The sequence below is a fragment of the Flavobacterium sp. genome, assembly GCF_044338735.1.
In the GTDB taxonomy this organism is placed as follows: domain Bacteria; phylum Bacteroidota; class Bacteroidia; order Flavobacteriales; family Flavobacteriaceae; genus Flavobacterium.
Genome location: NZ_JBIIWV010000042.1, coordinates 1 through 15,511 on the forward strand (window position 1 = coordinate 1; position 15,511 = coordinate 15,511).

Annotated in this window: 17 protein-coding genes; 12 read left to right on the forward strand and 5 right to left on the reverse strand. The window is 32.2% G+C overall.

The genetic code is table 11. From position 1 onward, the window contains the following. The 8 genes from miaB to groL all read left to right on the forward strand — a co-directional run. Positions 1-1,454 (forward strand): tRNA (N6-isopentenyl adenosine(37)-C2)-methylthiotransferase MiaB (gene miaB / locus ACIQZC_RS04430; protein ID WP_396138034.1); only part of this gene is annotated, 1,454 nt, incomplete at its 5' end. 75 nt (positions 1,455-1,529) lie between these two features. Then, positions 1,530-2,783 (forward strand): sigma-54 interaction domain-containing protein, encoded by a 1,254-nt coding sequence (locus ACIQZC_RS04435; protein WP_396138035.1) that lies wholly within the window; start codon positions 1,530-1,532, stop codon positions 2,781-2,783. Then, the gene (locus ACIQZC_RS04440) at positions 2,783-3,286 is read left to right on the forward strand and encodes an LptE family protein (RefSeq protein ID WP_396138036.1); all 504 of its coding nucleotides are present in this window, start codon (positions 2,783-2,785) and stop codon (positions 3,284-3,286) included. The genes ACIQZC_RS04435 and ACIQZC_RS04440 overlap by 1 nt, the downstream gene beginning before the upstream one ends. Positions 3,287-3,304: 18 nt before the next feature. Beyond that, positions 3,305-4,093, forward strand: coding sequence for a tetratricopeptide repeat protein (locus ACIQZC_RS04445; protein WP_396138037.1), 789 nt, complete (start codon positions 3,305-3,307; stop codon positions 4,091-4,093). Beyond that, a complete protein-coding gene (secG, locus tag ACIQZC_RS04450) occupies positions 4,093-4,446 on the forward strand; it encodes a preprotein translocase subunit SecG (RefSeq protein WP_396138050.1) in 354 nt (117 codons plus the stop codon). The genes ACIQZC_RS04445 and secG overlap by 1 nt, the downstream gene beginning before the upstream one ends. 134 nt (positions 4,447-4,580) lie before the next feature. Then, positions 4,581-4,856, forward strand: a complete 276-nt coding sequence (gene groES, locus ACIQZC_RS04455; protein WP_396138038.1) for a co-chaperone GroES — start codon at positions 4,581-4,583, stop codon at positions 4,854-4,856. A gap of 24 nt (positions 4,857-4,880) precedes the next feature. Then, positions 4,881-5,231 (forward strand): four helix bundle protein, encoded by a 351-nt coding sequence (locus tag ACIQZC_RS04460; RefSeq protein WP_396138039.1) that lies wholly within the window; start codon positions 4,881-4,883, stop codon positions 5,229-5,231. Between the two features lie 39 nt (positions 5,232-5,270). Then, a complete protein-coding gene (gene groL, locus ACIQZC_RS04465; protein WP_396138040.1) occupies positions 5,271-6,896 on the forward strand; it encodes a chaperonin GroEL in 1,626 nt (541 codons plus the stop codon). 70 nt (positions 6,897-6,966) lie between these two features. Here groL and ACIQZC_RS04470 read toward each other — a convergent pair whose 3' ends face one another. From ACIQZC_RS04470 to xrtF, 5 genes are read right to left on the reverse strand one after another with little or no spacing between them, the layout of a single operon-like run. Beyond that, the gene (locus ACIQZC_RS04470; protein ID WP_396138041.1) at positions 6,967-7,311 is read right to left on the reverse strand and encodes a heavy-metal-associated domain-containing protein; all 345 of its coding nucleotides are present in this window, start codon (positions 7,309-7,311) and stop codon (positions 6,967-6,969) included. 20 nt (positions 7,312-7,331) lie between these two features. Further along, a complete protein-coding gene (locus tag ACIQZC_RS04475; protein ID WP_396138042.1) occupies positions 7,332-9,572 on the reverse strand; it encodes a TonB-dependent receptor domain-containing protein in 2,241 nt (746 codons plus the stop codon). A 55-nt stretch (positions 9,573-9,627) separates the two neighbouring features. Beyond that, positions 9,628-10,035, reverse strand: a complete 408-nt coding sequence (locus ACIQZC_RS04480) for an HYC_CC_PP family protein (RefSeq protein WP_396138043.1) — start codon at positions 10,033-10,035, stop codon at positions 9,628-9,630. Between the two features lie 17 nt (positions 10,036-10,052). Next, on the reverse strand, positions 10,053-10,493 hold the full coding sequence (locus tag ACIQZC_RS04485) for an exosortase F system-associated membrane protein (RefSeq protein WP_396138044.1): 441 nt from the start codon (positions 10,491-10,493) through the stop codon (positions 10,053-10,055). After that, positions 10,471-11,043, reverse strand: coding sequence for an exosortase family protein XrtF (gene xrtF / locus ACIQZC_RS04490; RefSeq protein WP_396138045.1), 573 nt, complete (start codon positions 11,041-11,043; stop codon positions 10,471-10,473). The genes ACIQZC_RS04485 and xrtF overlap by 23 nt, the downstream gene beginning before the upstream one ends. A 53-nt stretch (positions 11,044-11,096) precedes the next feature. Between xrtF and ACIQZC_RS04495 the strand changes: the two genes are divergently transcribed. The 4 genes from ACIQZC_RS04495 (at position 11,097) to ACIQZC_RS04510 (ending at position 15,510) form a co-directional block, all read left to right on the forward strand. Further along, complete coding sequence (locus tag ACIQZC_RS04495; RefSeq protein ID WP_396138046.1) at positions 11,097-11,552, forward strand: GAF domain-containing protein; 456 nt, start codon at positions 11,097-11,099, stop codon at positions 11,550-11,552. Between the two features lie 66 nt (positions 11,553-11,618). Further along, complete coding sequence (locus ACIQZC_RS04500) at positions 11,619-12,851, forward strand: cation:proton antiporter (protein WP_396138047.1); 1,233 nt, start codon at positions 11,619-11,621, stop codon at positions 12,849-12,851. 120 nt (positions 12,852-12,971) lie between these two features. Beyond that, a complete protein-coding gene (rpsO, locus tag ACIQZC_RS04505; protein WP_396138048.1) occupies positions 12,972-13,241 on the forward strand; it encodes a 30S ribosomal protein S15 in 270 nt (89 codons plus the stop codon). Positions 13,242-13,374: 133 nt separating this feature from the next. After that, a complete protein-coding gene (locus ACIQZC_RS04510; protein ID WP_396138049.1) occupies positions 13,375-15,510 on the forward strand; it encodes a polyribonucleotide nucleotidyltransferase in 2,136 nt (711 codons plus the stop codon). The last annotated feature ends 1 nt before the right edge of the window (position 15,511 follow it).

Consider the following 15,511-nt stretch of genomic DNA (forward strand, 5'->3'; position numbering starts at 1 on the left):
AAAAGGAAATTGATGAAAAAAAACAAGGTCAGAGTTTAGTGCTTGACCAAAAAGAAGGAAATACAAAAAAACTTTTTATAGAGAGTTATGGTTGCCAAATGAATTTTTCGGACAGCGAAATTGTGGCTTCTATTCTTTATGAAAACGGATACAACACGACTCAAAACTTAGAAGATGCTGATTTAGTTTTGGTCAATACTTGCTCTATTCGCGATAAAGCGGAACAAACGATTCGTAAACGTTTAGAAAAATACAACGCGGTTAAAAAAATTAATCCATCGATGAAAGTTGGGGTTCTTGGTTGTATGGCGGAACGTTTGAAAAGTCAGTTTTTAGAAGAAGAAAAAATTGTGGATATGGTCGTTGGACCAGACGCTTACAAAGATTTACCTAATTTATTAGCCGAAGTAGAAGAAGGAAGAGATGCTATCAACGTAATTCTTTCTAAAGACGAAACCTATGGTGATATTTCGCCTGTTCGTTTAAATAGTAATGGTGTAAATGCCTTTGTTTCCATTACAAGAGGTTGCGATAATATGTGTACGTTTTGTGTTGTGCCTTTTACACGTGGGCGTGAACGTAGTCGTGAACCTCAAAGTATTATTGATGAAATTCAAGATCTATATGACAGAGGTTTTAAAGAAGTAACTTTGTTAGGACAAAATGTAGACAGTTACCTTTGGTATGGTGGTGGTTTGAAAAAAGACTACGACAAAGCCACTGAAATGCAAAAAGCTACAGCAATGGATTTTGCACAATTATTAGACAAATGCGCTATGTTGTTTCCAAAAATGCGTTTTAGATTCTCAACTTCAAATCCGCAAGATATGCATGTGGAAGTGATTGAAACGATGGCTAAACACCACAATATTTGCAACTACATTCACTTACCGGTACAAAGTGGAAGCACACGAATTCTAAAAGAGATGAATCGTCAACACACCCGTGAAGAATACATGGCGTTGATTGACAAAATCTATTCAATTATTCCAGATATCTCTTTGTCTCAAGACATGATTGCGGGTTTCCCAACAGAAACAGAAGAAGATCATCAAGACACCTTGAGTTTGATGGAATATGTAAAATATGATTTCGGCTTTATGTTTGCGTATTCTGAGCGTCCAGGAACTTTAGCTGCCAGAAAAATGGAAGACGACGTTCCTGAAGAAGTGAAGAAAAGACGTTTAAACGAAATAATCGATTTGCAACAAAAAATAGGTTTAGAAAGAACGCAACGTTTCATTGGACAAGAAGTAGAAGTATTGGTTGAGAAAGCATCAAAACGTTCTGATGCACACTGGAGCGGAAGAAATTCTCAAAATACCGTAGTGGTTTTCCCAAAAGAAAATTACAAAATAGGTGAATTTGTGTTAGTAAAAATCACAGATTGCACCGCAGCAACATTGATTGGAGAAGCGGTTGGATATTCTGAAATCATGAACCTAAACAATTAAAAATTAACAATGGATAATGAACAATTAGGAAATAACTAAATTATCAATTGTCAATTATTAATTATAAATTAAAAAATGGAATCAGTACAAGCTATAAAACAACGATTTGAAATTATTGGGAACGACCCAAAACTCAATCGTGCCGTGGAGAAAGCCATTCAGGTAGCTCCAACGGATATTTCGGTATTGGTAACCGGTGAAAGTGGTGTGGGTAAAGAAAATATTCCAAAGATTATTCATGCTCTTTCGCATAGAAAACACGGTAAATATATTGCTGTAAACTGTGGTGCCATTCCAGAAGGAACTATTGATAGTGAGCTTTTTGGACATGAAAAAGGTTCGTTTACTGGAGCAACTGGGGCGCGTGAAGGTTATTTTGAAGTAGCCAATGGCGGAACTATTTTTCTTGACGAAGTGGGCGAATTGCCTTTGACCACTCAAGTGCGTTTATTGCGTGTTTTAGAAAATGGTGAATTCATCAAAGTAGGTTCATCACAAGTTCAAAAAACAAATGTTAGAATTGTTGCTGCTACGAATGTGAATATGTTTGATGCCATTGAAAAAGGTAAATTTCGAGAAGACTTATATTATCGTTTGAGTACGGTAGATATTATGCTGCCTCCACTTCGCGATAGAAAAGAAGACATTCACTTACTTTTTAGAAAGTTTGCTGCCGATTTTGCCTACAAATACAAAATGCCCCCTATAAAATTGGAAGAAGAAGCCATTCAATTCTTATTAAAATATAAATGGAGTGGAAATATTCGCCAATTGCGCAATGTTGCAGAACAAATTTCTGTTTTAGAAACAAAACGCGAAATTTCGTCACAAACACTTTTGTCTTATTTACCAATAGAAAATCAAAATTTACCATCCGTAATTGGTACAAAAAAATCGGAAAGTGATTTTAGTAACGAACGAGAAATTTTATACAAAGTACTTTTTGATATGAAAAGTGATTTGAACGATTTGAAGAAACTTACGATGGAGTTAATGCAAAATGGAAGTTCAAAAGTTCAAGAAACAAATAAAGGATTAATCCAAAAAATTTACGGAAATCCGGAAGAAAATACTATTTTTGAAGAAAAACCAAGAGTAGAAATGATTCCGACTCAAAACAATATGCTTGCGGAAGAATTTGAAGATGATGATAATTACTTATTTACCGAAACAGTTGATGAAGAAGAAACATTAAGTTTAGAAGCTAAAGAAATAGAACTAATTAAAAAATCTTTAGAACGCAATAAAGGAAAAAGAAAAGCAGCTGCAGATGAATTAGGTATTTCAGAACGCACCTTATATAGAAAAATTAAACAATACGATTTATAATGAAATATGTAATTATTGTTTTAAGCATTACAATTGCACTACTTTTAAATAGTTGTGGAATTTACAATTTCACCGGAGCAAAACCTGTTAATGCAAAGACATTTCAGGTGAATTATTTCCAAAATAATGCCGATCTAATTGAACCTGGAATTGATTTAAAATTTACAAGAGAATTACAAGATATAATTCAAAACCAGACCAATTTAAATTTAGTTAATCAAGGAGGTGAATTATTATATGAAGGTGAAATTGTGGACTATAGAATTTCTCCAATGACGGCAACGGCAGACCAAAGAGCAGCGCAAAACAGATTAACAATTGCTGTAAATGTTAGGTTTTCAAACAGAAACAAAGAAGATGATAACTTTGAAAAAAGATTCTCCTTTTTCTATGATTTTGACGCAAATGAACAATTAGTAGGTTCGAAATTATCTGCAGGGTTAGAAGAAATTTTCGAACGAATTACCCAAGATATTTTTAATGAATCATTAGCAAAATGGTAACAAAATAATTTTTTAATTTTGAATATATCCGATTTAACTTATCTTTTAAACAAACCTGAAGCGACGAATGAAAAACAGACAATCGCGCTAGAAAATGTGGTATTGCAATATCCCTATTTTCAAGCTGCGCGTGCTTTACATTTGAAAGGATTGTTTAATCAAGAAAGTTTTAGATATAACTACGAATTAAAAAAAACGGCAGCATATACAACAGATCGAACAATTTTATTTGAATTCATAACTTCTGAAAATTTCACAACAATTCAACAAGAAAAAATTGATGCCATTCAAAAATATATTTTAGACATTGATGTTCATGCTATTGAAAAAATTATCCCCGAAACAAATTCAACTGTCGAAAAAGAAAACGAAGAATTTACATCAACTCCAGAAGATAAATTGGGAATTGGTGTTCCAATATCTTTTTCAAAATCAGAAAAGCATTCGTTTCAAGAATGGTTACAACTTACTAAATTAAACCCTATTCAGCGAGATATTTTGGAAAATGGTTTAAATTTAGAAGCTGAAAAACAAAAAAAAATAGCCCTGATTGACAAATTTATTGAAGCAAATCCAAAAATTCCTCCAATAAAAGACAACGGTCATACTACTGAAAATAATATTAAAAGTATTGAAGAACCAACACATTTGATGACCGAAACACTAGCAAAGGTGTACTTAGAACAAAAAAAATATAACAAAGCAATACAAGCTTATGAAATATTAATTTTGAAATATCCAGAAAAAAGTAGTTTCTTTGCAGACCAAATAAACGAAATCAAAAATTTACAACAAAATAATAATTAATTATGGGATTCACAGGTTTTTTAATTGCAATAACAATTGTTTGTTTTTTATTAATTTTAGCGATTATGGTTCAAAATCCTAAAGGTGGTGGTTTATCATCTTCTTTTGGAAGTTCACAACAATTAGGTGGTGTACAAAAAACAACCGACTTTTTAGACAAAAGCACTTGGACTTTAGGTGGAATACTTATTGCTTTAATCTTATTGTCAAGTATAAGTTTTAATGGAGGAAATGCTGCTACAGATTCTAAAATATTAGGACAAGAAAATACGGATACTTCAACAGCTACTCCAAAAACTCTTGAGCCAAACAAACAAACAACTGCTCCAGTTGCAAAAGATTCTACAAAGTAAGAATTTATAAAAATATTAAAAATGCCAGCCTGTCAGTGCTGGCTTTTTTATTTCAGAAAAAATGACATGAAATTAAAATGGCATAATTTCTGAATAAAAGTAAATGAAAAATATAATAATTAAAAAAAGTAATTATGTCATTAAACATTAAACCTATTTCAGACCGAGTTGTTATAGCTCCGTTGGCAGCTGAAACAACGACTGCATCTGGGATAATTATTCCAGATACTGCAAAAGAAAAACCACAAAAAGGAACTGTAGTAGCCGTAGGAAATGGCAAAAAAGACTACACTATGACCGTTAAAGTTGGCGACACCGTACTTTATGGTAAATATTCTGGGACCGAATTCAAATATGAAGGAAAAGATTACCTGATTATGAAAGAAGATGAAATCTATGCAATATTATAGCATTAAGCTTTAAGCAATAAGCGAATGAGAGATTTTAAAAAATATGATATTTGGCAATTTAGTCATGAATTAACTTTAGAAGTATATAAAATTACTTCAATTTTTCCAAAAGAAGAATTATTTGGAATAACAAGCCAATTAAGAAGAGCTTCTTCCTCAATACCAACAAATATTAGTGAAGGTTGTGGTAGAAATAGTGACAAAGAATTTAACCAATTTCTCAATATTGCTTTAGGTTCAGCTTTAGAAACAGAATACCTTTTTATTCTTTCAAAAGATTTAGATTATCTCAATAAGGAAAAATTTCAAGATTTAGAATTAAAAATCAACAATATTAAAAGTAAAATTTACAAGTTAAAACAAAAATTAACATAGCTTAAAGCTTATTGCTTAAAGCCTAAAACAATTTAAAAAATGGCAAAAGATATAAAATTTGATATTGAAGCTCGCGATGGTTTAAAACGCGGTGTAGACGCTTTAGCAAATGCAGTAAAAGTAACTTTAGGTCCAAAAGGAAGAAATGTAATTATTTCAAAATCATTTGGTGGCCCAACAGTAACTAAAGATGGGGTTTCAGTAGCAAAAGAAATCGAATTAGCAGACCCATTAGAAAATATGGGAGCGCAAATGGTTAAAGAAGTAGCTTCTAAAACCAATGATTTAGCTGGCGACGGAACCACTACTGCAACAGTATTAGCACAGGCCATCGTAAAAGAAGGTTTGAAAAACGTAGCTGCTGGAGCCAATCCAATGGATTTAAAAAGAGGAATCGATAAAGCAGTGGAAACCATTGTTGCTGAATTAGGCAAGCAAGCAGTTGCTGTGGGTGATTCATCAGAAAAAATAAAACAAGTAGCGTCAATTTCTGCTAACAATGATGAAACTATTGGTGATTTAATTGCTAAAGCTTTTTCAAAAGTTGGAAAAGAAGGCGTTATCACTGTGGAAGAAGCAAAAGGAATGGAAACCTATGTTGATGTTGTTGAAGGTATGCAGTTTGATAGAGGTTATTTGTCACCCTACTTTGTAACAGATGCTGATAAAATGGTTGCAGAATTAAACAATCCATACGTTTTATTATACGATAAAAAAATATCAAACTTACAAGAATTACTGCCTGTTTTAGAACCTGTAGCACAATCAGGAAGACCATTATTAATCATTGCTGAAGATGTTGACGGACAAGCGTTAGCTACTTTAGTAGTAAATAAATTAAGAGGTGGGTTAAAAATCGCTGCTGTAAAAGCACCTGGTTTTGGAGACAGAAGAAAAGCAATGTTAGAAGATATCGCTATATTAACTGGTGGAACTGTAATTGCTGAAGAAAGTGGTTATTCATTAGAAAATACTACCTTAGACATGTTAGGAACAGCAGAAAACATTACAATTGACAAAGACAATACAACAATTGTAAATGGTGCTGGAGCTGCTGAAAACATTAAAGCAAGAGTAAACCAAATCAAATCACAAATTGAAACAACAACTTCTGATTATGATAAAGAAAAACTGCAAGAACGTTTGGCTAAATTAGCTGGTGGAGTTGCGGTTTTATATGTAGGCGCTGCTTCTGAAGTAGAAATGAAAGAGAAAAAAGATCGTGTTGACGATGCGTTACATGCCACTCGTGCAGCGGTTGAAGAAGGTATAGTCGCTGGTGGTGGTGTTGCTTTAGTGAGAGCAAAAGCAGCTTTAGTAAACATTAAAGCCGAAAATGCAGACGAAGCCACAGGAATTCAAATTATCAATAAAGCAGTTGAATCTCCATTGAGAACTATTGTTGAAAATGCTGGTGGAGAAGGTTCTGTAGTAATTGCAAAAGTTACTGATGGAAAAGACGATTTCGGATTCAATGCAAAAACAGGAGAATATGTTCAAATGTTAGCTGCTGGAATTATCGATCCTAAAAAAGTAACTCGTGTAGCTTTAGAAAATGCTGCTTCAGTAGCAGGCATGATTTTAACTACCGAATGTGCTTTAATCGATATTAAAGAAGAATCTGCATCCATGCCAATGGGTGGAGGAATGCCAGGAATGATGTAAAAAAAATAATACAATTAGTTAATAAAAACCCCCGATTTGAGATTTCAAATCGGGGGTTTATTTTGCTAATTTATTTGATTCTTTCATACAAACAACATCCATGAAGTTTTTCATAGACAGCGTCTTCAGCTTTTACAAATTCAGTATCGTGGCCTACAGAAGCTATTGCTTTTGCAACGTCTTCTTTTGAACATTTTGTTTCATCAATTAATAAATGAATATCTTGACAATCTACATGCCATTCAGCGCTTTTAACTCCTTTGACTGAAAAAACAGCTTTTTCAATACGCTTTTCACACATTTCACAATTACCAACTACTTTAAAAACAACTTTTTTATTTTTGCTTTTTGCATCTTGAGCTACTGCTGATATAGTGAAAAAAGCAACTAAAATTACTATTATACTATTTTTCATTTTTGATATTATTAAGTTAATTATTTAATTTTAAATCGTAATCCTGCGTAATACATTTGACCAAAAACAGGACCATATAACATACTACTATCAAAATAAGTACCAAAAGGATTCTCACTTTGAACTATTCCATTATTTTGTTTATAATTACCTATATTCTCTCCTCCAACATACAATTCAAAAGTACTGGAAAAAGTTCGGGTAATTTGAGCATTCATAACAGCAAATGAAGGCGAATAATCTGCTAATTGATATCCTACTGGATTAGAATTGGTATTTGGCAAACGCTGTTCTCCTAACCAATTGTAAGTAACATCAAATTTCCATTGCTGACCTTTTTCCTTGATGTGTGTTTCAAAAGATAAATTTCCGAAAATACGATGCTTTGCTTGTAATGCTCTTTGTAATTGAACTGATGTATACTGCGTTTGAACATCAAAATATTTATAAGCCGATTTAAAGTTCAAATGCTTAATCAATTCAATACTAAACTCAGCTTGAAAAGAATTAGCAAAACTTTTTCCCTCTAAATTATAAAATAGCACTTGCTGCGCATTAGCATCAATATCAACCACAGCCTGATTTTGAAAATCAGTAACATAATAATCAAATACTACTTCAGAACTCATTCCTAAAAGTTTGAATTTCTGAATAAAACTTACTCCATAATTCCAAGCAATTTCGGGATTTAATCCATATAGTTTTCCATCAGAATTTAAAATGGAGAAATTTCTATTCGAAGCAAATAATTGTTGGTTTTCGGCAAAAATATTAGCCGCTCGTTTTCCTCTACCAACAGAAGCTCTAATTACCGCTTGATTCCATGGATTATATCTAATATGCAGCCTTGGAGTCACAAAAGTACCCAATCTATTATGTTGATCAATTCTTGCTCCAGCAACTAAACTAAAATTGTCTAAATTATCAAATGTATATTCAAAAAAAGCTCCTAATGAGTTATCAATTCGAGAAAAATCGCGATTAAAATTCAACGCAACCGCTTCATTATATTGATCATGTGCAACATTAATTCCTGTGGTAAATTTATTCTTTGTATTTGATATGATCGAATTGAATAATAGATTTGAATAGAAACTCTTTTGATGAATAGTATATTGATTGAAACCAAAATAGGATTCTTGTTTATGAGATTGAAATGAATTTTGAAAACCAAAACTTTGATAAGGCATATCGGGGAAAACATAACCTGTTTTATTTGAAATCTCAATTTTCTCAGTATTTACCTCACTTCCCCAAGCATTTGTAGTAAATTTATCTGTTTCCGGATTAAAATTAACTTGTCCTGCCTGTTTCTCATCATTCATATAACGAAGGTTAAAAAAACTAAACCAACCCTTTTCGGCATCATTATATTGCCAACGATTTAAAATATTGACTTGTTTGCCAATTGGATTATCTAAAAATCCATCATTATTCATATCGTTTCTACTTTGTCTTGTATTGCCATGCAGAAATAAAGTCGCACTTAATTTATCAGAATATTTATGATTGAAATTCGTATTTAATTCATATCGGCTGTCTTGTGAACCATAAAGATTTAAGAAAAAAGGAATGTCATTAAAGGGTTTTAATACCTCATAATTAATTTGTCCCGAGATACTTTCGTAACCATTTATAACACTTCCTGCGCCTTTTGTAATTTGAATGCTTTCTACCCATGTTCCAGGCACAAAAGACAATCCGTAGGCTTGTGAAGCGCCTCGAACAGAAGGTATATTTTCATCAGTAATTAAAATATAAGGACTTGTTAATCCTAACATTTTAATTTGACGATTACCCGTTACCGCATCAGAAAAATTGACATCGATTGATGGATTTGTGCTAAAACTTTCCGACAAATTACAACAAGCAGCTTTTAACAATTCCTTTTGTCCCATGGTTTGCACGTTCGCAACTTTATAAAGCGAATGTTCGGTGCTTTTCTTTGTTTTTGAAATGGTAACTTCTTTAAGATTGTTTACTTCTTTGAGAATAATGGAAAGATTTTCGACTGAAGAAACTATTATTTTTTGGGTTTCAAAACCTTCATAACTTATTTCTAAAATAGAAACTTCGGTAGACTTTTCAATTGAAAAATTACCATTTTCATCGGTTTTAGTAACTGATTTCGAATTTTGCCAGGCAATATTGGCGCCAAATAATGGTTGCTTTTTTTTGTCTGTAACTATTCCTTTTATAATTTCTTGAGCAGAAGCAAAAGAAGAAATAAAGAAAAGCACAAACACTATTTTTTTATACATAATATGTAATTTATTGTTAATAATTCTTTGATTTACAGAATAAAAAACAATAAACTTATGCGTAAAAAACTAATTGACAATGAAGTTTGTAGAGGGGCGGCGCATGGGAATCGCAATAAAAACCAACTTGCTTTGAAGTCTCAATTTCTGGTTTAAAAGCAATAAACGCCGGTTGCCAAACATAATAAAAAACAGCTGGTTGAAGCTCTAACTGAAAGGTTTTAACCAATATGTCATCGGTTTTCTTTTCAACTTTAATTACTTTATCAGAACAACAAGATGCATGAGAAGCTTCTTTTGCGCAACACGAAGTAACTTTTTCAACACAAGGTTCTTCCTTTTTAAATTGAAAAGAAACAGAAGCAATCTCATCCTTACAATAATGCACACTAAAACTCAAACCTAAATTGGCAAGCAAAATAAGTGTGGATAAAATAATACTTATGTGTTTTCTGAAAATCATTAGTGCAAATTTACAATTTATTTTGAAAGTTTCTGATAATAAAATGCAGGAATAAAAAGAACCAAAAACAAAGGCTGAATTATGAATCGTCTGATGTAAAATAAAATTAAATAATCAGGTTGTTTTGAAAAATAAAGTAATCCAAAAAAAGCAAATAGTAACCCAATAAAAAAAACAACATATAATATCATAGCAAATCGAACTAACTCTTTTTGTTTAAATAATAAATATAAAATTGCAAGAGAAAAAATGGTATTTAACGAATACCTTAATAATATTCCTAAAAACAATTTTACACCTTCAAAATTTGGCAATGTTTTATTTTTATAATCTTGTTTAAAAAATTGTAAAAATGGATCATAAAAAAGTTGGTCTTCAAATAATCGAATGAATACCAAAGCGCAAATTGATGAAATTATCAAAAGTATTTGTCCTTTATTTTTTAGTTGCTTTTCCATAACCAGAATATTTAGTTACCCATAAAATCCATAAAACAAAAACAGCGCCGTATATAATCAGCGGAAAAATAGTTCCATGTAAAACAGTAGCATATTGTTTATAATGAAATAAAGAAAAACACAATAGTGCTATTCGAATGCAATTAAATAGGTGAAGTAAAAAAACTCCTAATACAATGTATAGAATCGTTTTTTTCCATCGAACCGAAAAAGAGAAGATAAAAGCCGCGAATAATATCATGACACTTATGGCGTTACACCCTTCTACTACACGTGCAATATATACATCATTATAAATTAATCGAACTGCCGGTTGAAACTGATGAGATTCCATTTTAATGTTTTCAGTAAATAAAGACATTATTTTTACAGTATGAGTTGCAACAAGTTCGGTAAAATCATCTAATTCATTCTTCTTTTGATCAAATTGCTGTAAATACAAATTATAAATTGCTGTAAAAACAATGTAAAAAAGTATAAACTTTGATAAAAAAATAAAGAAAATTTTATGTTGACTAAAACTATTTTTCAAGATATGTATTTTTAACAAAAATATAGAATTTTTTATGGTGTAGAATAAATACTTTTGTAAAAAAAATAAAAATGTTATTTACCAATTTGAAAACACTAGTTTCTGAAATTGTTTTAGAACCTAAAAAAACAAGAGAAGAAAAACTATTAGCCATTTGTCAATTATTAACTGATTCGGTTTCGTATTACAATTGGGTTGGTTTTTATTTTGCAAATCATGAAACAAAAACATTGCATTTAGGCCCTTATGTTGGTGCTCCTACTGACCATACAGTAATTCCTTTTGGAAAAGGAATTTGTGGTCAAGTAGCGATTTCCAATTCTAATTTTGTAGTGCCTGACGTTTCAGCTCAAGATAATTATATTGCTTGTAGTTTTACGGTTAAATCAGAAATTGTAGTTCCACTTTTTGTTAATGGCATTAACATTGGACAAATTGATATTGATTCTCATGAAATAGATCCTTTTTCTGAAGCTGACGAACGATTTTTAGAGTATGTAAATCAAGAAATAGTAAAATTATTTTAAAGGGATAACAACATCAATGCCTTTTTAATATATTTGTCTACATTTACAACTTAATACAAGTTAATTATGCCATTCAGTGTTCCTAGTTTAGAACTTCCTTTTTTTGCTAATCTATTAATATTATTAGTTTTAGCCAGGCTTTTTGGCGAAGTAATGGAGCGATTTAAACAACCTGCGATGATTGGCGAAATATTAGCTGGGGTATTACTTGGACCTACTCTACTTAATTTTATTCATCGCACAGAAGAATTAAAAGTAATTTCAGAACTTGGTGTTTTTCTTCTGGTTATTATTGCTGGACTCGAAATTCATTTAGACGAAATTATAAAATCAATGAAAGGCAGAAATATAATAATTTCAATTGCTGCTTTTTTTATACCTTTAATTTCAGGATATTTAGTAGGAAATTATTTTGGACAAGATGTAATGTCAACTATTTTTATTGGTCTTTGTGTTGCCATTACTGCATTACCCGTTAGTATCCGGATTCTGATGGATTTGGGAAAATTAAATTCTTCTGTAGGCCAAAAAATAATTTCGGTGGCAATTTTTGACGATGTAATTGCACTGACGATTTTAGGAATTTTATTAGATTTAAAAGATGTTGAACCTACTTTCGCAAACATTTCTCAAGCGACTGTTTTTACTGTTCTAAAGCTAATTATTTTTCTTATTGTTATAGCATTAACCTATAAATTGATTCAGAAATTAGCGCAGAAAGAAAATTTTATTGAAAATCAACTGAATTTGATTCTTACTTACTTAAAAGGCAAAGAATCTTTATTTGCTGTTTTTTTTGTATTTATTTTAATATTTGCAACCATTACAGAAAGTATCGGATTACATTTTATTATTGGGGCTTTCTTTGCGTCAATGCTAATTTCAAAAGAATTGGTGGGAAAAAAACACTTAGAAACATTCCACAATACTACAAATAGTATGGCAATGGGATTTTTAGCTCCTATCTTTTTTGCAGGAATTGGGCTCGAATTCCAATTTTCATCTATTCAAAACTATCCCTTATTATTTGCTATAATTGCTGTTTCCTTTTTATCGAAAATTATTGGAGGTTACATTGGAGGTAGATTTGCAAGATTAAATCATAAAGTATCACTCGCGCTAGGCATTGGTTTAAACGCAAGAGGAATTATGGAATTAGTGATTGCAAACATCGCCTACAAAGCAGGAATTATCAATACTGAAATCTTCTCAATGCTAGTAATCATGGGGTTGATCACTACTTTATCAACTCCGTTTTTATTAAAAAGAGCTTTCAAATCGATTGAAAAAATTGCTTAAGTTGTAACATTTTCAAAATAAATTCAAAAACATAATTCTAAATTCCAAATTATTTTTATCTTTGCATCCGAATTGCAACCATACAATTCATACATAAAAATCATTTAAAATAATATTGGCATGTACTTGACTAAAGAAACTAAAGCTGAAATCTTCTCTAAACACGGAGGAAAAGCTGAAAACACTGGATCTGCTGAAGGGCAAATCGCATTATTCACATTTAGAATTTCTCACTTAACAGAGCATTTGAAAAAAAATCGTCATGATTTTAACACAGAGCGTTCGTTAGTGCTTTTAGTAGGTAAAAGAAGAAGTCTTCTTGACTATTTAAAGAAAAAAGATATCAACAGATATCGTGAGATTATTAAAGAATTAGGAATTAGAAAATAATCAACTAAAGGGGCTTTGTGCCCCTTTTTGTTTTTTTTATATTAATATAAAAAGTTTGGTTTTTCATTGGGTTACAAACAACTACACACAACAACACAACTAACCTTTTGTATAACCTTTGAGAATTAAATTTATGATTCCACAATTATTTGTAGAAAAAATCGATTTAGGTGATGGCAGAAGCATCACAATCGAGACAGGTCGTTTAGCCAAACAAGCAGACGGATCTGTAGTAGTAAGAATTGGAAATACTGTAATATTAGGTACAGTTGTTTCTTCAAGAAAAGCAAGCCCAGGCATTGACTTTTTACCTTTGACGGTAGATTACCGTGAAAAATTTGCAGCAGCAGGTCGTTTTCCTGGAGGTTTCTTCAAAAGAGAAGCGCGTCCAAGTGATAACGAGGTGTTAACAATGCGTTTAGTGGATCGTGTATTGCGCCCTCTTTTTCCATCGGATTACCATGCTGAAGTACAAGTTATGATTCAATTAATGTCTCATGACGAAGACGTGATGCCAGATGCTTTAGCAGGATTAGCAGCTTCGGCAGCTCTTGCATTGTCTGACATTCCTTTTGAAACATTAATTTCTGAAGCTAGAGTGGGAAGAATTGATGGTAAATTTATCATCAACCCATCTCGCGCACAATTAGAATTATCTGATATTGATATGATGATTGGAGCTTCAACTGATTCTATCGCAATGGTAGAAGGAGAAATGAAAGAAATTTCAGAAGCTGAAATGGTTGAAGCAATTAAATTTGCTCACGGACATATTAAAGTACAAATTGCTGCTCAAGAAAGATTGGCGCAAGCGTTTGGAAAAAAAGAAGTTCGTACCTACGAAACTGAGAAAACGGACGACGCTATTTACGCTAAAGTAAAAGCTGCGGCTTATGATAAAATTTATGCTATTGCAAGCAAAGGTTCGGCTAAACACGAACGTTCAGCTGCATTTGACGCTGTAAAAGAAGAAGTTAAAGCTTTATTTACTGAAGAAGAATTAGCAGAAAACGGAGATTTAGTTTCTAAATACTTCTACAAAACCAATAAAGAAGCGGTTCGTAATGTAACTTTAGATTTAGGTACGCGTTTAGACGGTAGAAAAACTACTGAAATTCGTCCTATTTGGAGTGAAGTAAATTACTTACCATCGGTTCACGGATCGGCATTGTTTACACGTGGTGAAACGCAAGCTTTGGCAACAGCTACTTTAGGAACTTCTAGAGAAGCGAACCAAATTGATTCACCATCTGAACAAGGAGAAGAAAAATTCTATTTACACTATAATTTCCCACCATTTTCTACAGGAGAAGCGCGTCCTTTAAGAGGAACTTCAAGAAGAGAAGTTGGTCACGGAAATTTAGCACAACGTGCTTTGAAAAATATGATTCCTGCTGATTGTCCTTATACCATTCGTGTGGTTTCTGAAGTATTAGAATCGAATGGTTCGTCTTCAATGGCTACGGTTTGTGCTGGTACATTATCATTAATGGATGCTGGTATTCAAATGATTCGTCCAGTTTCTGGAATTGCGATGGGATTGATTACTGACGGAGAACGTTTTGCTGTTTTATCTGATATTTTAGGTGATGAAGATCATTTAGGAGATATGGATTTCAAAGTAACTGGAACTTCTGAAGGAATTACAGCTTGTCAAATGGATATCAAAATTGACGGATTGAAATACGAAATTATGGAGCAAGCCTTGGCTCAAGCTCGTGATGGACGTTTACATATCTTAGGTAAATTGATGGAAACACTTGATAAACCAAATGCTGACGTTAAAGTACACGCACCAAAAATTATTATGCGTACAATTCCTGGAAATTTCATTGGTGCTTTGATTGGACCTGGTGGAAAAGTAATTCAAGAATTACAAAAAGCCACGGGTTGTACTATCGTTATTAACGAGGTAGATGAGCAAGGTGTAGTTGAAATTTTAGGTACAGATCCAAACGGAATTGCTGCAGTATTGGCTAAAATTGATTCTATCATTTTCAAACCACAAATGGGAGAAGCTTATGAAGTAAAAGTAATCAAAATGTTAGATTTTGGTGCGGTTGTAGAATATACAGATGCTCCTGGAAACGAAGTTTTATTACACGTATCTGAGTTGGCTTGGGAACGTACTGAAAACGTTACGGATGTAGTAAATATGGGCGATGTATTCCAAGTGAAATACTTAGGACTTGACCCAAAAACTAGAAAAGAAAAAGTGTCAAGAAAAGCACTTTTACCAAGACCTCCAAGAGAAGAGAAAAAAGAATAAT

Bases quoted from the DNA above. Each gene is read 5' to 3' on its own strand.
- ACIQZC_RS04460 (WP_396138039.1), top strand. From the start codon at position 4,881: ATGAGAGATTTTAAAAAATATGATATTTGGCAATTTAGTCATGAATTA.
- ACIQZC_RS04440 (WP_396138036.1), top strand. From the start codon at position 2,783: ATGAAATATGTAATTATTGTTTTAAGCATTACAATTGCACTACTTTTA.
- ACIQZC_RS04480 (WP_396138043.1), bottom strand. From the start codon at position 10,035: ATGATTTTCAGAAAACACATAAGTATTATTTTATCCACACTTATTTTG.
- ACIQZC_RS04485 (WP_396138044.1), bottom strand. From the start codon at position 10,493: ATGGAAAAGCAACTAAAAAATAAAGGACAAATACTTTTGATAATTTCA.
- rpsO (WP_396138048.1), top strand. From the start codon at position 12,972: ATGTACTTGACTAAAGAAACTAAAGCTGAAATCTTCTCTAAACACGGA.
- groES (WP_396138038.1), top strand. From the start codon at position 4,581: ATGTCATTAAACATTAAACCTATTTCAGACCGAGTTGTTATAGCTCCG.
- ACIQZC_RS04500 (WP_396138047.1), top strand. From the start codon at position 11,619: ATGCCATTCAGTGTTCCTAGTTTAGAACTTCCTTTTTTTGCTAATCTA.
- ACIQZC_RS04510 (WP_396138049.1), top strand. From the start codon at position 13,375: ATGATTCCACAATTATTTGTAGAAAAAATCGATTTAGGTGATGGCAGA.
- ACIQZC_RS04495 (WP_396138046.1), top strand. From the start codon at position 11,097: ATGTTATTTACCAATTTGAAAACACTAGTTTCTGAAATTGTTTTAGAA.
- groL (WP_396138040.1), top strand. From the start codon at position 5,271: ATGGCAAAAGATATAAAATTTGATATTGAAGCTCGCGATGGTTTAAAA.
- ACIQZC_RS04470 (WP_396138041.1), bottom strand. From the start codon at position 7,311: ATGAAAAATAGTATAATAGTAATTTTAGTTGCTTTTTTCACTATATCA.
- ACIQZC_RS04475 (WP_396138042.1), bottom strand. From the start codon at position 9,572: ATGTATAAAAAAATAGTGTTTGTGCTTTTCTTTATTTCTTCTTTTGCT.
- ACIQZC_RS04435 (WP_396138035.1), top strand. From the start codon at position 1,530: ATGGAATCAGTACAAGCTATAAAACAACGATTTGAAATTATTGGGAAC.